We start from the raw sequence: 20328 nt of genomic DNA on the forward strand, positions 1-20328 counted from the left end.
TTTTTGAACAACAAACCCCCTCTCCGTAAAGGAAGAGGGGGTTATTTTATGCATCTGATAGATCAATAGATTAATGGACGGTTCTGAACACGCCAATCACTTTCCCTAGAATGCTGACATTCTGCAAAATGATAGGTTCCATCGTTGGGTTCTCAGGCTGCAAGCGAATGTGTGTATCCTCTTTATAGAATCGTTTTACAGTTGCTTCATCATCTTCTGTCATCGCAACTACAATTTCCCCATTGTTCGCTGTGTTTTGCTGTTTAACGATGACATAGTCCTTATCGAGAATACCAGCATCTATCATACTGTCTCCCATAATCTCCAGCATAAATACATGCTCGTCTGGAGGAACCATGCGGTCAGGGAGCGGAAAATATTCTTCAATATTTTCTACTGCTGTAATAGGAGATCCCGCCGTGACTTTCCCGATGACCGGTACATTAACGACCTGGCTTTGCGGAATGTCTACTTCTTCATCAAGAATTTCTATTGCTCTTGGTTTTGTCGGATCTCGTCTGATCAGCCCTTTTGTTTCCAAGCGGGCCAAATGGCCGTGGACAGTAGAACTGGACGCAAGCCCGACAGCCTCTCCGATCTCTCTCACGGAAGGCGGATATCCTTTTGATTTAACCTCTGCTTTAATAAAACGGAGGATATCAAGTTGCCTTTTTGATAGCTTCGTCATTTTTCGCACCTCAAAACGTCGATTTTAAGAAGATTATAGCATGATTTTCCTTACAGTACAAACATAGGTTCGAAAAAACAATTGACAGAAACGTTTGTTCGTATATACTGAAATTATAAAAATGCGAACAAACATTCCTGTTGGAGGTTATGATCATGAGTAAAGAATCTATTATTTTTGTCGGTCTGTTCACAGTGATTTTGAGCGCGGTTATCTTTATGCTGTCATATACAAGCAGCGGCCAGGAGCTTAATCAGTATGTTAAAATAGAAGTCCAGCAAGGCGACACACTTTGGTCAATTGCTGATCAGGTAGCAGATACAAAAAAGATAAACAAAAATGATTTTATTGAATGGGTAGCTGATAAAAATCAACTACAAACATCTGATATCCAGCCGGGTGATGAGTTAGTGATCCCATTGAAAAAGAAGCATCAGGATGCATATGAATTGGCAACTGTAAGATAGAGAGGAAAGAGAGATAAAATGAAAGCACTCATTTATGCCCGTGTAAGCACAAATAAAGAACAGCAGGAAACGTCATTAAAGCGGCAGGAAGAGGAGCTTACGGCCATTGCTGCGGAGAACGGCATGGAAGTCGTCAAAGTGATTTCAGAAAAAGCCAGCGGATATGAAATGGATCGGGATGGTGTATTTGAGCTGCTTGATGAGATTAAGATCGCTGGAATTGATGTCATTTTGGTTCAAGACGAGACAAGGCTCGGGCGGGGAAACGCAAAAATCGCACTGCTTCATTGTATTTACAGAGAAGGTGTGAAAGTCTATACAACGGCTCATAGAGGTGAACTGGAGTTATCGGAGGCTGACTCAATGGTCTTGGAAATCGTCAGCATTGTGGAAGAGTATCAGCGAAAGATTCACAACATGAAAATCAGACGGGGAATGAAGCGTGCAGTAAAAAACGGTTTTAAACCGCAAAAAAACTTAAAAAACCAACATGAGAACAGTGGAAAAGAAAAAATAGAGGTGCCAATCTCTGAGATCGTCCGCCTAAGAGCGAATAAACTAACGTTTGCTGAAATCGCGGCTACCCTAAGAGGGTTTGGCTATGATGTCTCTAAAGCAACCGTTCACCGGCGTTTTCAGGAATACATAGAGAAAGAAGAGACAGCAGAGTGAATCAGTTGTAAAACTTTTTTTGATCTAGTACTATATAGACAAAATGCAATAAAGGAGTTTAACATGATTTCAAACGCGAAAATTGCCAGAATTAATGAGCTTGCTGCCAAAGCTAAAGCTGGCGTTATTACAGAAGAAGAAAAAGCCGAACAGCAAAAGCTCCGTCAAGAGTACTTGAAAGGTTTTCGTTCTTCTATGAAGAACACGTTAAAAAGCGTGAAAATCATTGACCCAGAAGGCAATGATGTAACACCAGAAAAGCTAAAAAGAGAAAAAAGAAATAGCAAACTTCACTAATATAAGAGGAATACGGCAATATCGTATTCCTCTTTTGCATATACTATAATCAAAACTCTTATGTGACAAAATTCAACAAGTTTCTCTCAAATTTAAGCTGAAACAGTTGAGAAAAAGTCGTCAGACATTTATGATGTAAGGGTACAACACATAAGGAAGGGGATTTTTATGGATACAATTGAAAAGAAATCAGTTGCTACCATTCGCACACTGTCAATAGACGCTATTGAAAAAGCAAATTCTGGTCACCCAGGGATGCCGATGGGAGCCGCTCCAATGGCATACACGCTGTGGACAAAATTTATGAACGTAAGTCCGGCAAACCCTGGCTGGTTTAACCGTGACCGTTTTGTTTTATCTGCTGGACACGGGTCAGCACTATTATACAGCATGCTTCATTTAAGCGGGTTTGATCTTAGTATTGAAGATCTTAAGGGATTCCGCCAGTGGGGCAGCAAAACACCTGGACACCCGGAATTCGGACATACTGCCGGTGTTGATGCTACAACAGGTCCGCTTGGCCAAGGAATTGCCATGGCAGTCGGTATGGCAATTGCTGAACGCCATTTAGCGGAAACATACAACCGCGATTCATTTAACGTAGTCGATCATTATACATACAGTATTTGCGGTGATGGTGATTTAATGGAAGGTATTTCTTCTGAAGCCGCTTCACTCGCAGGCCATCTTCAGCTTGGCCGTCTGATCGTACTATACGATTCTAATGACATCTCTCTTGATGGAGACCTCGACCGTTCATTCTCTGAAAACGTGAAACAGCGTTTTGAGGCAATGAATTGGGAAGTTCTTTATGTTGAGGATGGAAACAATATTGAAGAATTAACAGCGGCTATCGAAAAAGCACGCCAAAATGAAAAGAAACCTACATTAATTGAAGTGAAAACGACAATCGGATTCGGTTCACCTAACCGTGCCGGTACATCCGGTGTTCACGGTGCACCGCTTGGTAAAGAGGAAAGCAAATTAACAAAAGAAGCTTACGCGTGGACGTATGAAGAAGACTTCTACGTTCCGTCAGAAGTTTATGAGCATTTCGCTGCAGCTGTTAAAGAATCAGGTGAGAAAAAAGAACAAGAATGGAATGCTCAATTCGCTAAATATAAAGAAGTTTATCCTGAACTTGCTGAACAGCTTGAACTGGCAATCAAAGGAGAGCTTCCGAAGGACTGGGATCAAGAGGTTCCTGTGTATGAAAAAGGAAGCAGCCTGGCATCCCGTGCATCTTCCGGTGAAGTTCTCAACGGACTTGCGAAAAAAGTTCCTTTCTTTGTCGGAGGTTCTGCTGACCTAGCGGGATCGAACAAAACGACAATTAAAAATGCCGGTGATTTTACAGCGGTTGATTACTCAGGCAAAAACTTCTGGTTTGGTGTACGTGAATTTGCGATGGGTGCAGCCTTAAACGGTATGGCGCTTCATGGCGGTCTTCGTGTATTCGGCGGAACTTTCTTTGTCTTCTCTGATTACCTGCGTCCTGCGATTCGCCTTGCAGCGTTAATGGGCCTTCCTGTGACATATGTCTTCACACATGACAGTATTGCGGTAGGTGAAGACGGTCCGACGCACGAGCCTGTTGAACAGCTTGCTTCACTCCGTGCGATGCCTAACCTTTCTTTGATCCGTCCAGCAGACGGAAATGAGACAGCAGCAGCATGGAAGCTTGCAGTGCAAAGCACTGACCACCCAACAGCGCTAGTGCTTACACGTCAAAACCTTCCTACCATCGATCAAACATCTGAAGAAGCATTGGCAGGAGTAGAAAAAGGTGCATATGTCGTTTCTAAATCTAAAAACGAAACACCTGACGCTCTTCTCATCGCTTCCGGATCAGAGGTAGGTCTTGCAATTGAAGCGCAGGCTGAATTGGCAAAAGAAAATATCGATGTTTCTGTTGTCAGCATGCCTTCAATGGACCGTTTTGAGAAACAATCTGATGAATACAAAAACGAAGTCCTTCCTGCAGATGTGAAAAAACGTCTTGCAATTGAAATGGGCTCATCATTTGGATGGGGCAAATACACGGGGCTTGAAGGTGACGTTCTCGGCATAGACCGATTCGGTGCATCTGCTCCAGGTGAAACCATCATTAACGAATACGGCTTCTCAGTTCCGAACGTAGTGAATCGAGTTAAGGCATTAATCAATAAGTAAGCTTTTGAAAGAGGATGAGTCAAATCATCCTCTTTTTCTTGTTTATCCGACAAAAATAGTATTGGCGGTTTAACAGTAATAGACAATTCTTTCTTTTCTTCTTTTGTATAATAGAGAGCAAATGAAATGCTGCTGGAAAAGGGGATGAAAAGATGGAACGTCACTACTATACGTACCTGATCAAAGAGGAATTTGCCAATCACTATTTCGGCCGGGAATCGGTTATGTTTGAGCTGTTTCAAGACTATCATTGGACAAGCCTTGAAAAGCAGCAGTATGAAATGACAGAGAAACAGATTCAATATATTACACAACCAATCCCGATTTTACATATGCATCAGCGGTTAAAAATGAATTTAAACAAGACGGATTACAGGCAGCTGGATTATATTTATAGAATAGCTTTGCCGAAAGCAAAAGGCCACGCGACGTTTATGATGAAGGAGCACATGATAGAAATTGTGGCTTCGGGAGATTACGAGGCAGAAACGATATTCTTTGAAGTGTTAAGAAAAGTTAGCCCTTGCTTTTTAGCAATGGATTTCAATTCGAAGCGTTACGGATGGCTAAATCCGGTGAAAGAAAGAAATTTTGTCTAAAACCGAAGAAAAAGAGATGTAAATGTTGTATAATAGCTTTTGGTTTAGTACACTTTAAACTAGACAACATGAAGGAGGAAATAAAATGACTTTATGGGTTGGCATCCTAGTGGGCGTTGTTGCATTGCTCATAGGTGTTGCACTCGGGTTTTTTATTGCTCGTAAATATATGATGAGCTACCTGAAAAAGAATCCGCCTATTAATGAACAAATGTTACGCATGATGATGATGCAAATGGGAATGAAACCTTCTCAAAAGAAAATCAATCAAATGATGAAAGCCATGAATAATCAAACGAAATAATACGTAAAGATTATGATATAGAGAAACATGGTTATAAAATAAAAAACCCTTATACGGGTTTTTTATTTTGCAATCATTCATCACCCGCTACTGCTCGAAGGCGCTGCTTTTGATATTGTATGAGAAGATGGTCAAGCTCCTGACTGAGCTCTATCGTAATATGAGATGTCATTCCGTTCGCCATGACAATTTGCAGCAGCTCTGCTCTTTTTTTTTCAATTTCTTTTAATAGATGCTCTCTAATCACAGGGATGTATCCTTTCATACATTAGATCTTCAAAGTGAATGTTTATATTATATCCATATTTATACTAATTTTCAAATGAGAAGGAGTATAATGTCTCAATGTCAAATTAAATTATATAAGTTTTTTCTGAAAATAGAAATCCTTCAAGTGAAAGTGTTAAAAAAATGAAATGATTTTGTCATAACTTGAAGGAATGTCAAATCATGAAGGGATGATGACATGGGAGACGTGAATTATTTTTTGACATTCGGAGCGGGGTTTTTATCCTTTATTTCGCCTTGCTGCCTGCCGCTTTACCCAGCTTTTTTGTCATATATTACAGGGGTCAGCATGGACGATGTAAAAACAGAAAAGCTGCTGCTGCAGAAAAGAAGCCTGTTTCATACTTTGTGTTTTTTGCTTGGCTTTTCAGTCATTTTTATTGCTTTAGGCTATGGAACATCTTTTATTGGCAGCCTGTTTAGGGATTATCATGATGCGATTCGGCAAATTGGCGCGTTGCTTATTATTTTGTTCGGTTTCATTACACTCGGTGTGTTTCGGCCTGAGGCTATGATGAAAGAGCGGAGAATCCATTTTAAGCATAAACCAAGCGGGTTTTTAGGGTCGGTCTTAATCGGAATGGCATTTGCAGCTGGATGGACACCATGTACCGGTCCGATATTAGGTGCTGTTATCACACTTGCAGGCACCAATCCGGGTTCAGCGGTGCCATACATGATGTTATATGTACTCGGTTTTGCGGTACCGTTTCTTTTATTGTCTTTTTTTATCACAAAGCTGAAGTGGATAAGGAAGAACCAGCTTTTCATTATGAAAGCTGGCGGCGTTTTGATGATTGTGATTGGTGTGCTGTTATTCTTTAATTGGATGAGCCTGATCATTATTTTGCTGTCAGATCTTTTTGGAGGCTTTACTGGTTTTTGACGGTAAATTACTTTCGTACTACTACTAATCCTTTTGTTTTTGGTACAATAAGACTATTATCTGAGGAAATCGATTGTTGGAGGGGAATATGACAAGAGTTTTAGTTGTAGACGACGCCAAGTTCATGAGAGTGAAAATCAGAGAGATCTTGGAAGATGCAAATTACATAATCGCAGGCGAAGCGGCGGACGGTGAACAAGCAGCGGACCTGTATAAAAAACTGCGACCGGACCTTGTGACAATGGATATTACAATGCCGGTGAAAAACGGCATAAAAGCGCTTCGTGATATCTTAACCTTTGATCCTAAAGCGAAGGTCATCATGTGCACCGCCATGCGCCAGCAAAGAATTGTAACGGAAGCAATTGAGCTGGGGGCAAAGGATTTTATTGTTAAGCCGTTTGAGGAAACAAAAGTGCTGGAAGCTGTAAGCCGCGTTATGGGACATTAAAGTCATTTCTTTTCAAAATGGTTTTTTTTATTGTTTTGGAGTATAGTATATAGTATCAACACTCCGAGAAACAAAGGAATGATAAGTATGATGATTATAGTTTCATCGATTATTGCTATGTTAATGGCTGTAGCTGTGATGGTGGTCAGAATAAAGTCCTCTGACAAGCCTGTTTCACCAAAAAAAATCATTCTTCCGCCGATTTTTATGAGTACGGGAGCGTTAATGTTTTTATTTCCGGTATTTTGGGTAACTGGTGCAGAGTTTTTGGAAGCATTCACTTTAGGTGTGATTTTCTCTATTTTTCTAATCAAAACTTCTAAGTTCGAAATTAAAAATAATGAAATTTACATGAAACGCTCTAAAGCATTTGTTTTTATATTAGTCGGTCTTTTGGTGATCAGAATCGTGATGAAATCCATCTTGAGCACATCAATCGATTATGGTGCACTGAGCGGAATGTTTTGGATTCTGGCTTTCGGTATGATTGTGCCTTGGAGAATCGCCATGTATTTATCATATCGAAAACTTCATAACGAGCTGCAGTCAGCTAATATTCAAATGAATTAAAAAACCTTTCCTCTTGTCAGGAAAGGTTTTTTATTTGAGAAGGGTCTGATAAGGTTCCAAATCGATTTTTTTGTCCCGCAGATGCCTTTTTAAGAAGGTATGGTCTCTTTTAGGAGTTGCGAGAATATAGCCTTTGATCATAAGTTGCTGATCAATCTTTGCTACCTTTTCTTTTAATGCAAGCTCACCGATTTTGCCTGCGATTTTAGCTTTTGCTGCATCTCTGAACAGTTCTGGCACCGGCGCAGTCAATTCATCTAGAAACTGTTTGTTTTCATCGTTCCATAAATGTCTGCTGTTTTCAATATAGTAATCCTGCCAATCAAGCTCTGATCTGCCGTCCTCTTTTGGTAAACGCTTTAAAAACTTTCGAAACATGAAAAAACCGCCGATTGATAATAAGACTACCATCATGATCACCCAAAACAGAATAAACCATAAAAACCATCCTTCCAGCATCAAGCATTCCCCCTTATTCTAACCATATTGTATACGAAGAGAGATTAGAAGAACACAGTAAAAAAAGAATAGAAAAAAGTGATAGACGTCTAGTCAAAAGAGATAGTAGATCATATTCTATTGTATAGTGAATCTGCTATTTGGCCATGGGAGAGTCACTAGAGGGTATTTGACGATAAATGGACGGAAAAAAAAAGTCACTTTCATAGTAGGGGATGAAAGTGACTTTTTATGTTTAGCTGAGAGGAAATTGAAGAGAAAAAGAAGAGCCATCTTCTGTTTCTTTATTGACGGCGACTGTGAGTATTTGATTTTCGCATTCGGCTTGAATGGTTTTGTCATTAAAATAAAAAGGAAGCATCATTTGTTTTTCAAAAGTCTGTCCTGACGATTTGACAGTTAAGATGAACTCGCATCCAGAAAGGGTAACTGTTACTTGTGTAGGCTGTAAAAAAGTCAGATCCGCTTCTATAATATACTGCTGACTAGTTTCATATAAATCAATAGGCAATGTTTCGTCGTACCAGGCGAAGGGGTCTTCAAAAAATTGCCGAAGCCATTCATCCATACTATCGAAATCATTTGCATCGTTGCGTTTTGAATGGTCCATGGAAGCATTCCTCCACATATCAACCTTGCTTTACATCATATGCGGTGGATTATAATGGGTGAACGCATAAAAAAACAGACACTAAGGTCTGCTTTTCTTACATATCATGGCTTGAGTTGTGCTTTTGTCTTGTATGGTTTCGGTTCTTTACTTTTTTGCTTCCGCTTAGAGGCTCAGGTTGGCCGGGATTGTGTCCTTTAGGGGCGTTTTTATGCATATCTTTACTTGTATTCTTATTGGTCATAAAATGAGAACCTCCTTAAAAGAGTTCTGTGTTATTGATTGGTTTTTCTTTTTTTGTTATTTTGGCGTTCTGCTTCAGTCAGTACAAGCTGGTCGTTTTCAATATAGCCGGCGCCTTTGCCTTGGCTTTTTGCGTCATTCATTCCGTTAATGACGTGATTCGCTTTTCTTTTGACCATCATTATCACCTCAATCATAATATGGCTCCTTTTATTGTGTTATATGAGAGAGCGTAAACAGTAAAAATTACCGGTACATTTTTCTCATAAGTCGAACTTATTGTATTTAATAAAAACATTGATATTTACTTATGTATGATTTTGTTTTAATATGAAATTGTGAGAAAATTGTGATGGAATGTAATGTTCATCTGAGAATGATCTGATCTGAAGGGGGATTTTGGAGAATGGCAAACGAGCAAAAAACTGCAGCAAAAGACGTTTTCCAAGCGAGAAAAACGTTTACTACAAATGGGAAAACATATCATTACTACTCTTTAAAAGCGTTAGAAGATTCAGGTATAGGAAAGGTTTCGAAGCTTCCTTATTCCATCAAAGTTCTTTTAGAATCAGTATTGCGTCAAGTTGACGGCTTCGTTATCAAAAAAGAACACGTGGAAAATTTGGCAAAATGGGGAACTGCCGAATTAAAGGATATCGACGTTCCGTTCAAACCGTCTCGTGTTATTTTACAAGACTTCACAGGGGTTCCGGCAGTAGTAGATCTGGCTTCACTGCGTAAAGCAATGGCAGCTGTCGGCGGAGATCCTGATAAAATCAACCCTGAAATTCCTGTTGATCTCGTTATCGACCACTCTGTACAGGTAGATAAAGCTGGTACAGAAGATGCATTAGCAGTAAATATGGACTTGGAATTCGAAAGAAATGCAGAGCGCTACAAATTTTTAAGCTGGGCAAAGAAAGCGTTTAACAATTATCAGGCAGTGCCGCCTGCAACAGGTATTGTGCACCAGGTCAACCTTGAGTTCTTGGCAAGTGTTGTCCATGCCATTGAAGAAGACGGCGAGCTTGTAACGTATCCTGATACGCTTGTCGGAACAGACTCACACACAACAATGATTAACGGTATCGGTGTTCTCGGCTGGGGTGTCGGTGGAATTGAAGCTGAAGCGGGAATGCTTGGACAGCCTTCTTACTTCCCAGTTCCAGAGGTAATCGGCGCGAAACTTGTCGGCAAGCTTCCAAACGGAACAACAGCTACTGACTTGGCGTTAAAAGTAACACAAGTGCTGCGTGAAAAAGGCGTTGTCGGTAAATTTGTTGAATTCTTCGGACCGGGAATTGCTGAACTGCCGCTTGCAGATCGCGCAACAATTGCGAATATGGCTCCGGAATACGGTGCTACATGCGGATTCTTCCCAGTAGATGAAGAAGCGCTTAACTACCTGCGCCTGACTGGCCGTGATCCTGAACATATTGATGTTGTTGAAGCATACTGCAGAAGCAATGGCTTGTTCTACACTCCAGATGCGGAAGACCCTCAATTTACTGATGTGGTTGAAATTGACCTGTCTCAAATTGAAGCAAACTTATCGGGTCCAAAGCGTCCTCAGGATTTGATCCCGCTATCTGCTATGCAGGAAACGTTTAAAAAGCACTTAGTCAGCCCTGCAGGTAACCAAGGATTCGGTTTAAATGCTGAGGAAGAAAATAAAGAAATTAAGTTTAAACTCCTTAACGGTGAAGAAACAGTTATGAAAACGGGTGCGATCGCCATTGCTGCGATTACAAGCTGTACAAATACATCAAACCCATACGTTCTGATCGGCGCCGGACTGGTAGCGAAAAAAGCGGTTGAGTTAGGGCTTAAGGTGCCTAATTACGTGAAAACGTCACTTGCACCGGGTTCTAAAGTTGTTACAGGATATCTTGTGAATTCAGGCCTTCTTCCATACATGAAAGAGCTTGGCTTTAACCTCGTTGGGTACGGCTGTACAACATGTATCGGGAACTCAGGTCCGCTTTCACCGGAAATTGAAGAAGCGGTTGCGAAAAATGATCTTCTGATTACGTCTGTCCTTTCCGGAAACCGTAACTTTGAAGGACGTATTCACCCGCTTGTTAAAGGCAACTATCTTGCTTCACCGCCGCTTGTTGTGGCATATGCGCTGGCTGGAACGGTAAACATTAACTTGAAAACCGATCCAATTGGTGTGGGCAAGGATGGTCAAAACGTATACTTTAATGATATTTGGCCGTCAATGGACGAAATCAATGCACTTGTTAAGCAAACTGTTACGCCAGAGCTATTCCGCAAAGAGTATGAAACAGTATTTGATGACAACAAGCGCTGGAACGAAATTGAAACAACAGATGAAGCTTTATATAAATGGGATAGCGAGTCAACTTACATTCAAAATCCGCCATTCTTCGAAGAAATGTCTGTTGAGCCAGGCAAGGTTGAACCATTAAAAGGTTTGCGTGTTGTCGGTAAATTCGGCGATTCAGTCACAACTGACCATATTTCTCCTGCGGGGGCAATCGGAAAAGATACGCCTGCCGGAAAGTACTTGCAAGAAAAAGGTGTTTCTCCTCGTGACTTTAACTCCTACGGTTCCCGCCGCGGAAACCATGAAGTCATGATGAGAGGAACATTTGCAAACATTCGCATCAAAAACCAAATTGCACCGGGTACAGAAGGCGGATTTACAACGTACTGGCCGACTGGTGAAGTAACATCCATCTATGATGCGTGCATGAAATACAAAGAAGATAAAACTGGTCTTGTTGTATTAGCAGGAAAAGACTATGGTATGGGATCTTCACGTGACTGGGCTGCAAAAGGAACAAACCTTCTCGGCATCAGAACGGTCATTGCAGAGAGCTTCGAAAGAATTCACAGAAGCAACCTTGTATTCATGGGTGTGCTGCCGCTTCAGTTTAAACAAGGTGAAAATGCGGATACACTCGGCTTAACGGGTAAAGAAGTCATTGAGGTAGATGTTGATGAAACAGTCCGTCCTCGTGACCTTGTGACTGTAAGAGCAATCAATGAAGACGGCAATGTAACAACTTTTGAAGCAGTCGTACGCTTTGATAGTGAAGTTGAAATTGATTACTACCGCCATGGCGGCATCCTTCAAATGGTGCTTCGTGAAAAAATGAAGCAGTCCTGATGAATCAATAGGAAGAGAAGGCATTTCGCTTTCTCTTCTTTTTATGACACAATGTGCTGCGGAGGTGGCATATGCTGAAAAAATGGCTCGCAGGGATCCTGCTTATCATGCTTGCTGGTTATACGGGATGGAATTTATATCAAACATACAGCAAAAAAGAAGTCGGAATTCAAGAGGGGAAACAAGCACCTGATTTTACTTTGAAAACGCTGTCAGGAGAGAAAAGCTCTTTACAGGATGCAAAAGGCAAAAAAGTGCTGCTCAATTTTTGGGCAACTTGGTGTAAGCCGTGCCGTCAGGAAATGCCTGCGATGGAAAAGCTGCAAAAAGAGTACGCCGACAAACTTGCGGTTGTTGCGGTAAATTTCACTTCAGCTGAGAAAAGTGAGAAACAGGTCAGAGCGTTTGCTGATACGTATGATTTAACGTTCCCCATTCTGATTGATAAAAAAGGGATCAATGCTGACTATAACGTGATGTCATATCCAACGACATATATCTTAGATGAAAAAGGTGTTATCCAAGACATACACGTTGGCACCATGACAAAAAAAGAAATGGAACGAAAACTGGATCTTGATTAGATTCAGTTTTTTTATGCTCAAATATGCTTACAAGTTTTCAGAATTGGAAAAAATAAAAGAATATGCGGAGGTGAGAAGCGTGAAGAAGATGAGAAAACGTTCTTTTCATGAGCTCGTCATGGAAAACAAAAAAGAGCTGATGACCAATACAGAGTATTTAAATCAGCTTGAGGAAAAGCTTGAACAGCGATTTAAGCAAAAATAACCTTTAATTTGTATTCATGTTTACCCCTCCTTTTGAGAAACCTATCTGTTGAGGAGGGATAAACATGGGAAACAACAAGAAAAACGGTCAGCCTCAATATGCTCCAAGCCACTTGGGTACAAAGCCTGTAAAATATAAAGCCAATAAAGGGGAAAAAATGCATGATACTTCAGGTCAGCGGCCGATCATCATGCAGACAAAAGGCGAGTAGCGAAAAATCGAGTTTATTTCTAGGAGGTACATCCGAATGACAAAGAACCAAAATCAATATCAGCAGCCTAATCCTGATGATCGCTCTGACAATGTGGAAAAATTGCAGGATATGGTTCAAAATACAATTGAAAATATAGAAGAAGCAGAAGCATCAATGGAGTTTGCTTCAGGAGAAGATAAACAGCGTATCAAAGAAAAAAATGCAAGGCGCGAACAGAGCATTGAAGCGTTTCGTAATGAAATACAGGACGAATCTGCAGCGAGACAAAACGGATACCGTTCTTAAAAAACCAGGGAAACCTGGTTTTTTTCTTTCTGATTTGATTATGGTAAAATGGGGCTAAATTGACGTTAAGGGAGCAGAGTAATCTTGCATGTATCAAAAAAAGAAATAGAAGTGCGTTATGCAGAAACAGATCAAATGGGAATTGTTTATCACGCAAATTATCTTGTGTGGATGGAGGTCGGCAGAACGGCCTTAATTAAGGACTTAGGCTTTTTATATAGTGATATGGAAAAAAGAGGCGTTCTGTCCCCAGTCGTTGATATCAACATTTCCTATAAAAAGCCGCTTCATTACGGAGAAACCGCGGTTGTACATACATGGATAGAGGAATATAACGGCTTTAAAACCGTCTATGGTTATCACATTTATAATCCGGCCGGTGAGCTTTCCATCAAAGCCACCTCATCTCATATTTGTGTGGATAAAGAAAGCTTTAAGCCAATTCAATTCCGCAAAGCTTTTCCTGATTGGCACACAGCATATGAAAAGGCCAAAAAATAGGGAAGTGAACGGGATATGGCGTTTGGTGTGAAACGGGAGGAACTTAACCGGTGGAAACAAGCAGTGAAAAGAGGAGAAATCGCTTTTTTAACACATTACTGGCTGGATGACCGATTTCCAGAAGCAAGGACTGTGACAAAAGCCGGCTGTGCAGACATTGATAAGCTGGTTCAGTGGGGAGCGGCGTACGGGTTAAAAAAAGAATGGCTCCATAAGAAAAGTGAATTTCCTCACTTCGATCTGCTGGGGGAAACACAAAAATATATTTTGGAACAAGAAAACCTAACCGATCATCTAATACGATTTCATTTGTAAAAAAAGAACGCACATGATGTGCGTTCTTTTTTATTGGTATTCAAAAACCGGTTCATCAGCGTCTTCTGAATAGCTGACGAGAAGGTCGTGGTTATCAAAGTACCATAAATCACTTTCTTCAATAAAGAAGGTAATGCCGTCAACTTCTGCAGTGACTCCAGCCTCTTGTGGCGCATCTTTCGCTACACCGAGAGAAAAACCCTTTTGAACGTTGCTGCAGCCTCCATAGCGGACGAAAAAGCGAACCTGGTCTCCGCTTTCCAAATCGAGTTCTTCTTTATACCAGTTCAATGCGTCTTCGTTAATTGTCATATTCATAACAGAACACCCCTTTGTTCTTCATTTGAATTTTCTCTATTATAAACGTATTAGGCTATTCTGTGTCAAAAGAGAAGTTTTTTAAGCTTATAACCATTTTACTTTAGGTTCTGTTTTATTGATAATTCGTTTAATGTTCGCTCGGTGTCTGTATATCACAAAAATAGTGAGCAGGGTAACGACAATCAATAAATACGTATCATGGACAAAGAAACTATATATAACAGTATAGATCCCTGTTAACATCGATGAGAGAGAAACAAATTTAGTCAAGTATAAAAAGATGAAGAATACCGCAACCATCGTGATAAATAACAGGGGTGCGTAAAATAGCAAAACGCCTCCTGATGTCGCCACGGCTTTACCGCCTTTAAATTTGGCGAAGATGGGAAACACGTGGCCTAAAACCGCAAAGACTCCTGCAAGAAGCGGGTGAATATCAACATGCATGAGAAAAGGCAATGCAGTTGCCAGTGTCCCTTTCAAAATATCTCCGGCTATGACGACCGAACCAGCTTTTACACCCAATGTACGGAATGCATTGGTAGCGCCTAAGTTGCCGCTTCCGTGCTCCCGAATATCAATTCCCTTGGCAAGCTTGCCCACAATTAAGCCAGATGGAATGCTGCCTATCAAGTAGGCCAAAATAATCAATAAAGCAATTAACATCTACATTTCTCCTTTTTCAAATTCCCTTCTTTTTATTTTAACATGAGATGTCATGATCTGATGATAAGTTTTTTTGTAAAGTTTGCTTACAAATCCAATCAAACATGCATCATATTTTGATTTCTCCTGTTTTGATCGTGTAAAATAAGTGGAAAAGGAGTGACACACGATGCAAAACCCTTCTAAAGCGGAAATTAAAGAGATTCTTCAAAGAAGCAAACGTATAGCCGTAGTAGGGCTTTCAGACCGTCCGGATAGAACATCACATATGGTTTCAAAAGCAATGCAGGACGCGGGTTATGAAATTATCCCTGTGAACCCGACAATTGATGAGGCGCTAGGTGTCAAAGCCGTTTCATCTTTAAAAGAGATAGACGGTCCGATTGACATCGTAAATGTATTCCGGCGCTCAGAACAGCTTCCTGGAGTGGCGGAAGAGTTTTTAGAGACAGATGCGCCAGTCTTTTGGGCACAGCAAGGGCTAGTTAATGAAGAAGCATACCAGATGCTAAAAGAAAAAGGCAGAACGGTTATCATGGATCTGTGCATAAAAGTGGCACACGCTGTAACAAAATAGGTGCAGAACTGCAAAAATCCTTGTAAATTCAAGGATTTTTGCTTTTTAATTTTAAGATATTGTTTGCGTATTACGGTGAAACAGATACAATAAAGCTTGAACAGCTTTTTTTGAATACCTTGTCCAGCTGGGTTTCGGCCGTTCGATTTGCGAAGGTCTGCTGCTTTATATATAATAAACAAACATACGTTCTCATGGTGTAAAAACAGCACTAGCCTATGTTTTGAGAAGAACTGATTCGTTAGCTCTATGTTGCGATTGCAAACATATTGGTTATAATGAGGAGTCCAAGGCAGTACTGGCTCGAGGCGAGGTTTATAAAAAATATCTTATATACAAATGATGTGTAACACTGAAAAAGAGAAAGACAATGTTAGTTTTTGAAAGGGGTTTGTACGTTTGGCTAGAAAACAGCAATTTGATTACAACGAAGATGCCATACAGGTGCTCGAAGGCCTTGAGGCTGTCAGGAAAAGGCCGGGTATGTATATTGGCTCTACTGACGCGCGGGGTTTGCACCACTTGGTTTATGAAATTGTAGATAACTCTGTCGACGAGGTGCTTGCCGGCCATGGAGATCACATAATCGTCAAAATACATAAAGACAATAGTATTTCTGTACAGGATAGAGGCCGCGGCATGCCGACCGGAATGCATAAGCTCGGCAAACCAACCCCTGAAGTGATTTTAACGGTGCTTCATGCCGGAGGGAAATTCGGCCAAGGCGGCTATAAGACAAGCGGCGGGCTCCACGGAGTTGGTGCATCAGTCGTGAATGCTTTATCTGAATGGCTGACGGTTACCATTGAGCGGGACGGTTTTGTCTATCAGCAGCGATTTGAAAATGGAGGAAAACCGGTTACATCTCTCGAAAAGATCGGCAAAACAAAAAAGACGGGAACTCTTACACACTTTAAGCCAGATCCAACGATGTTCAGCACAACCACTTATAATTTTGAAACGCTCTCTGAGCGCTTAAGAGAGTCTGCGTTTTTGTTAAAAGGACTGAAAATTGAGCTGATTGATGAACGCAATGACCAGCGTGAGGTCTTTTATTATGAAAACGGCATAGAAGCGTTTGTTGCTTACTTAAATGAAGAAAAAGACGTCTTGTCTGAAGTGGTCTCGTTTGAGGGTGAGCATCATTCTATAGAAGTGGACTTTGCGTTCCAGTTTAACGATGGTTATTCTGAAAATATTTTGTCGTTTGTCAACAATGTCAGAACAAAAGACGGCGGGACGCATGAGTCAGGTGCAAAAACTGCAATGACGCGTGCTTTTAATGAATATGCGCGAAAAGTGGCTTTGCTGAAAGAAAAGGATAAGAACCTTGAAGGCACCGATATAAGGGAAGGGCTTTCAGCCATTATTTCTGTCCGCATTCCTGAGGAGCTTCTTCAATTTGAGGGACAAACAAAAGGAAAGCTCGGTACCAGTGAAGCAAGATCAGCGGTGGATGCGATTGTTTCAGAGCAGCTTGCTTACTTTTTAGAGGAAAATCGGGACACCGCAACGCTTCTTGTCAAAAAAGCAATCAAGGCGAGCCAGGCGCGCGAAGCGGCACGCAAAGCCCGTGAAGAAGCAAGAAGCGGCAAAAAACGAAAAAAATCAGAAGCGACTTTAAGCGGAAAGCTGACGCCTGCGGGTTCAAGAAACCCGGCAAAAAATGAATTGTATCTCGTTGAGGGAGATTCAGCAGGCGGGTCAGCCAAGCAGGGACGAGACCGCAGATTCCAGGCGGTTCTGCCTTTACGCGGTAAAGTCATTAATACAGAAAAAGCTAAGCTTGCTGATATCTTTAAAAATGAAGAGATCAATACGATCATTCATGCGATCGGCGGGGGAGTCGGGGCAGATTTCTCAATCGATGACATCAACTACGACAAAATCATCATTATGACCGATGCCGATACTGACGGCGCCCATATTCAAGTGCTGCTTCTTACCTTTTTCTATCGCTATATGAAACCACTCATTGAGCATGGCAAGGTGTTCATTGCGCTGCCACCTTTATATAAGGTCAGTAAAGGAAGCGGGAAGAAGGAAATCATTGAATATGCATGGTCTGATGAAGAGATGGGTGATGTCCTGAAAAAAGTCGGCAAAGGCTATACCATTCAACGATATAAGGGTCTTGGAGAGATGAACGCAGACCAGCTGTGGGAAACGACGATGAATCCGGAGTCCCGCACACTTGTTAGGGTCAAAATTGACGATGCGGCACGTGTAGAGAGACGTGTGACGACGTTAATGGGAGACAAAGTAGAGCCGCGCAGAAAGTGGATTGAGAAAAACGTCGCTTTCGGCTTAGATGAAGAAAGCAATATTTTAGAAAATGAAAACTTATCGGTCGCTGAGGAGGTTTAATGATTGTCACAGCCAGAATTATTTCATGATTTACCATTAGAAGAGGTGATCGGCGACCGTTTTGGACGCTACAGTAAATATATTATTCAAGACAGGGCGCTGCCCGATGTGAGAGACGGATTAAAGCCGGTACAGCGCAGAATTCTGTATGCGATGCATACAGATGGAAACACGTTTGATAAAAACTTCAGAAAAGCGGCCAAAACGGTCGGTAACGTCATCGGTAACTATCATCCGCACGGTGACAGCTCGGTTTATGAAGCAATGGTGCGGATGAGCCAGGATTGGAAAGTTCGTAATGTGTTAATCGAAATGCATGGAAACAATGGAAGCATCGACGGAGATCCCCCGGCAGCCATGCGTTATACAGAGGCACGATTATCTCCGATTGCATCTGAGCTTCTTCGGGATATTGACAAAAACACGGTTGAATTTGTGCCGAACTTTGATGATACAAGCAAGGAGCCTGTCGTACTCCCGGCGATGTTTCCTAACCTATTGGTCAACGGATCTACCGGGATTTCAGCAGGATACGCGACCGACATTCCCCCTCATCATCTGGGAGAAGTCATTGATGCTGTCATTAAGCGTATTCAAATGCCATCTTGCTCTGTTGATGAACTCATGGAAGTCATTAAAGGGCCTGATTTTCCGACAGGCGGTATTATTCAGGGCGTTGACGGGATAAGAAAAGCTTACGAAACCGGAAAAGGAAAAATCATTATCCGCGGAAAGGCTGAAATTGAAACAATCAGAGGCGGACGAGAACAAATTGTCATTACTGAAATTCCATTTGAAGTAAATAAAGCAAACCTTGTAAAAAAAATGGACGAGTTCCGTATTGATAAAAAGGTTGAAGGCATCTCAGAGGTTCGTGATGAAACGGATCGAACAGGGCTGAGAGTGGTCATTGAACTGAAAAAAGAAGCTGATGCCAAAGGTATTTTGAATTTCTTATACAAAAACACTGATTTGCAGATCACATATAACTTCAATATGGTGGCTATCCATAACCGCCGTCCGATGCTGATGAGCCTGCCGTCTATTTTGGATGCATATATCGGACACCAAAAGGAAGTTGTCACAAACCGTTCCGTTTACGAGCTTCAAAAAGCAAAAGACAGACATCATATCGTAGAAGGGCTCATGAAAGCTTTGTCTATTTTGGATGAAGTGATTGCAACAATCCGTTCTTCTAGCGATAAACGTGACGCTAAAAACAATTTGATCGCGAAATATGAATTTACGGAGCCTCAGGCTGAAGCCATCGTGTCATTGCAGCTATATCGTTTAACCAATACCGATATCACAGCGCTTAAGGAAGAGGCAGAAGAGCTCGGTAAAAAAATTGAAGAGCTCGAATCTATTCTGAGCAATGATAAAAAACTGCTAAAAGTGATTACAAACAGCTTAAAAGCACTGAAAAAGAAATATGCAGATACGAGACGCTCCGTGATTGAAGAAAAAATTGAAGAAATTAAAATCAATCTCGAAGTCATGGTTGCATCTGAGGATGTATATGTAACCGTTACGAAGGATGGTTACCTAAAACGGACGAGCCAGCGCTCATTTGCCGCTTCCAACGGTCAGGATTTCGGAATGAAAGATACGGACAGGATGCTGCATCAGTTTGAAATGAATACGACAGACGTGCTGCTGCTCTTTACGAACAAAGGAAGCTACATCTATTGTCCTGTTCACCAGCTGCCTGATATCAGATGGAAGGACATGGGCCAGCATTTTTCAAATCTGATCACTATTGACCGTGATGAAACGATTGTAAAGGCCATACCGATAAAAGAATTTGATCCGTCGGCATATCTTCTATTCTTTACGAAAAACGGGATGGTGAAAAAGACAGAGCTCACCCATTATAAAGCACAGCGTTATTCTAAGGCGCTTGTGGCCTTAAATCTGAAGGGTGAAGATGAACTGATTGATGTACATGTAACAAATGGGGAAAGCCAGATCTTTATGGCCACTCACTTAGGGTACGGTCTATGGTTTGGAGAAGACGAAGTGAATGTAGTTGGCGCGCGTGCGGCAGGTGTCAAAGGGATTAACTTAAAAGAGGATGACTTTGTTGTCTCCGGTGAGATCCTTCAGCAATCTGATTCAATTGTCTTGTTCACACAGCGGGGAGCGGTAAAACGCATGAGTCTTTCTGAGTTCGAGAAGACATCCCGCGCAAAACGCGGTGTCGTAATGCTAAGGGAACTGAAAAAGAATCCTCACCGTGTTGTAGCACTGTTCGCTTGCGGTCTTGAACAGCGACTAATGGCAGAAACAGAAAAAGGCGACAGAAAAGAACTGCAGGCAAAAGAGTTGCGGACAAACGACAGATACAGCAATGGCTCTTTCTTTTTTGATGAAGAGGAATCAGGTAAGGTTACAGCTGTTTGGCGCCTTCATACAGAACAATAATAAAAAACCCGCTCATACTATATGAGC

General features: G+C 41.4%; 27 protein-coding genes. 19 read left to right on the top strand and 8 right to left on the bottom strand.

Features of this window, described 5'->3' with window-relative positions; translation table 11 throughout:
• Positions 1–70: 70 nt before the first annotated feature.
• Positions 71–688, bottom strand: coding sequence for a transcriptional repressor LexA (lexA, locus tag NX903_RS08995; RefSeq protein WP_003238209.1), 618 nt, complete (start codon positions 686–688; stop codon positions 71–73).
• A gap of 149 nt (positions 689–837) precedes the next feature.
• On the opposite strand from lexA, the gene yneA reads away from it, so the two are divergent.
• From yneA to NX903_RS09025, 6 genes are all read left to right on the top strand, one after another.
• Positions 838–1155, top strand: coding sequence for a cell division suppressor protein YneA (yneA, locus tag NX903_RS09000; protein ID WP_080332241.1), 318 nt, complete (start codon positions 838–840; stop codon positions 1153–1155).
• A gap of 18 nt (positions 1156–1173) precedes the next feature.
• A complete protein-coding gene (locus NX903_RS09005; RefSeq protein WP_086343884.1) occupies positions 1174–1827 on the top strand; it encodes a YneB family resolvase-like protein in 654 nt (217 codons plus the stop codon).
• Between the two features lie 63 nt (positions 1828–1890).
• Positions 1891–2124: a DUF896 domain-containing protein gene (locus NX903_RS09010; RefSeq protein WP_086343885.1), complete on the top strand. Its 234-nt coding sequence runs from the start codon at positions 1891–1893 to the stop codon at positions 2122–2124.
• 168 nt (positions 2125–2292) lie between these two features.
• Positions 2293–4296, top strand: coding sequence for a transketolase (gene tkt, locus NX903_RS09015; RefSeq protein ID WP_086343886.1), 2004 nt, complete (start codon positions 2293–2295; stop codon positions 4294–4296).
• Positions 4297–4448: 152 nt separating this feature from the next.
• Positions 4449–4895, top strand: a complete 447-nt coding sequence (gene sirA / locus NX903_RS09020) for a sporulation inhibitor of replication protein SirA (RefSeq protein ID WP_003231591.1) — start codon at positions 4449–4451, stop codon at positions 4893–4895.
• A gap of 85 nt (positions 4896–4980) precedes the next feature.
• Complete coding sequence (locus NX903_RS09025) at positions 4981–5199, top strand: YneF family protein (protein ID WP_003221221.1); 219 nt, start codon at positions 4981–4983, stop codon at positions 5197–5199.
• Positions 5200–5272: 73 nt separating this feature from the next.
• Here the strand turns inward: NX903_RS09025 and ynzD are convergent, their stop codons facing one another.
• Entirely contained in the window at positions 5273–5446 is a 174-nt protein-coding gene (gene ynzD, locus NX903_RS09030; protein ID WP_010886518.1) for an aspartyl-phosphate phosphatase YnzD, read from the bottom strand.
• Positions 5447–5665: 219 nt separating this feature from the next.
• Here ynzD and ccdA point away from each other — a divergent pair, with 219 nt between their 5' ends.
• From ccdA to NX903_RS09045, 3 genes are all read left to right on the top strand, one after another.
• Positions 5666–6373, top strand: a complete 708-nt coding sequence (gene ccdA / locus NX903_RS09035) for a cytochrome c-type biogenesis protein CcdA (RefSeq protein WP_015383767.1) — start codon at positions 5666–5668, stop codon at positions 6371–6373.
• Between the two features lie 88 nt (positions 6374–6461).
• On the top strand, positions 6462–6824 hold the full coding sequence (locus tag NX903_RS09040; protein ID WP_014476939.1) for a response regulator: 363 nt from the start codon (positions 6462–6464) through the stop codon (positions 6822–6824).
• A 78-nt stretch (positions 6825–6902) separates the two neighbouring features.
• Positions 6903–7394, top strand: a complete 492-nt coding sequence (locus NX903_RS09045; RefSeq protein WP_086343887.1) for a CcdC family protein — start codon at positions 6903–6905, stop codon at positions 7392–7394.
• Positions 7395–7424: 30 nt separating this feature from the next.
• Here NX903_RS09045 and yneK read toward each other — a convergent pair whose 3' ends face one another.
• The 4 genes from yneK to sspO all read right to left on the bottom strand — a co-directional run bounded on the left by yneK (position 7425) and on the right by sspO (position 8885).
• Positions 7425–7853, bottom strand: coding sequence for a DynA interaction protein YneK (yneK, locus tag NX903_RS09050; protein ID WP_003231580.1), 429 nt, complete (start codon positions 7851–7853; stop codon positions 7425–7427).
• A gap of 235 nt (positions 7854–8088) precedes the next feature.
• Positions 8089–8481, bottom strand: a complete 393-nt coding sequence (cotM, locus tag NX903_RS09055; RefSeq protein ID WP_072174018.1) for an outer spore coat protein CotM — start codon at positions 8479–8481, stop codon at positions 8089–8091.
• A gap of 79 nt (positions 8482–8560) precedes the next feature.
• Positions 8561–8707, bottom strand: coding sequence for a small acid-soluble spore protein P (locus tag NX903_RS09060; protein ID WP_003221237.1), 147 nt, complete (start codon positions 8705–8707; stop codon positions 8561–8563).
• Between the two features lie 31 nt (positions 8708–8738).
• Positions 8739–8885 carry an acid-soluble spore protein SspO gene (gene sspO, locus NX903_RS09065; protein WP_003244839.1) on the bottom strand — a complete coding sequence of 49 codons (147 nt, stop codon included), beginning with the start codon at positions 8883–8885 and terminating at the stop codon, positions 8739–8741.
• Positions 8886–9112: 227 nt separating this feature from the next.
• On the opposite strand from sspO, the gene acnA reads away from it, so the two are divergent.
• The 7 genes from acnA to NX903_RS09100 all read left to right on the top strand — a co-directional run bounded on the left by acnA (position 9113) and on the right by NX903_RS09100 (position 13946).
• Entirely contained in the window at positions 9113–11842 is a 2730-nt protein-coding gene (gene acnA, locus NX903_RS09070) for an aconitate hydratase AcnA (protein ID WP_021479772.1), read from the top strand.
• A 71-nt stretch (positions 11843–11913) separates the two neighbouring features.
• Positions 11914–12426: a redoxin domain-containing protein gene (locus NX903_RS09075; protein WP_021479773.1), complete on the top strand. Its 513-nt coding sequence runs from the start codon at positions 11914–11916 to the stop codon at positions 12424–12426.
• A 79-nt stretch (positions 12427–12505) separates the two neighbouring features.
• Positions 12506–12631, top strand: coding sequence for an FbpB family small basic protein (locus NX903_RS09080; RefSeq protein ID WP_003244964.1), 126 nt, complete (start codon positions 12506–12508; stop codon positions 12629–12631).
• Positions 12632–12695: 64 nt separating this feature from the next.
• A complete protein-coding gene (gene sspN, locus NX903_RS09085; RefSeq protein WP_003231569.1) occupies positions 12696–12842 on the top strand; it encodes an acid-soluble spore protein SspN in 147 nt (48 codons plus the stop codon).
• Between the two features lie 36 nt (positions 12843–12878).
• Positions 12879–13130, top strand: a complete 252-nt coding sequence (gene tlp, locus NX903_RS09090) for a small acid-soluble spore protein Tlp (protein WP_003231568.1) — start codon at positions 12879–12881, stop codon at positions 13128–13130.
• A gap of 84 nt (positions 13131–13214) precedes the next feature.
• On the top strand, positions 13215–13631 hold the full coding sequence (locus NX903_RS09095; RefSeq protein ID WP_017696516.1) for a YbgC/FadM family acyl-CoA thioesterase: 417 nt from the start codon (positions 13215–13217) through the stop codon (positions 13629–13631).
• A gap of 15 nt (positions 13632–13646) precedes the next feature.
• Positions 13647–13946 (top strand): hypothetical protein, encoded by a 300-nt coding sequence (locus NX903_RS09100; protein ID WP_015383773.1) that lies wholly within the window; start codon positions 13647–13649, stop codon positions 13944–13946.
• Positions 13947–13976: 30 nt separating this feature from the next.
• Here NX903_RS09100 and NX903_RS09105 read toward each other — a convergent pair whose 3' ends face one another.
• On the bottom strand, positions 13977–14264 hold the full coding sequence (locus NX903_RS09105; protein ID WP_341109589.1) for a HesB/YadR/YfhF family protein: 288 nt from the start codon (positions 14262–14264) through the stop codon (positions 13977–13979).
• An 87-nt stretch (positions 14265–14351) separates the two neighbouring features.
• Positions 14352–14933, bottom strand: coding sequence for a glycerol-3-phosphate 1-O-acyltransferase PlsY (gene plsY, locus NX903_RS09110; protein ID WP_003231560.1), 582 nt, complete (start codon positions 14931–14933; stop codon positions 14352–14354).
• Positions 14934–15102: 169 nt separating this feature from the next.
• Between plsY and NX903_RS09115 the strand changes: the two genes are divergently transcribed.
• The 3 genes from NX903_RS09115 to parC all read left to right on the top strand — a co-directional run bounded on the left by NX903_RS09115 (position 15103) and on the right by parC (position 20301).
• Entirely contained in the window at positions 15103–15510 is a 408-nt protein-coding gene (locus tag NX903_RS09115; protein WP_003245606.1) for a CoA-binding protein, read from the top strand.
• Between the two features lie 399 nt (positions 15511–15909).
• Positions 15910–17877, top strand: a complete 1968-nt coding sequence (parE, locus tag NX903_RS09120) for a DNA topoisomerase IV subunit B (RefSeq protein ID WP_003231552.1) — start codon at positions 15910–15912, stop codon at positions 17875–17877.
• Between the two features lie 3 nt (positions 17878–17880).
• Entirely contained in the window at positions 17881–20301 is a 2421-nt protein-coding gene (gene parC, locus NX903_RS09125; RefSeq protein WP_086343888.1) for a DNA topoisomerase IV subunit A, read from the top strand.
• Positions 20302–20328: the final 27 nt, after the last annotated feature.

The sequence above is a fragment of the Bacillus sp. FSL R5-0576 genome (assembly GCF_038004765.1).
Taxonomy (GTDB): Bacteria; Bacillota; Bacilli; order Bacillales; family Bacillaceae; genus Bacillus; species Bacillus subtilis.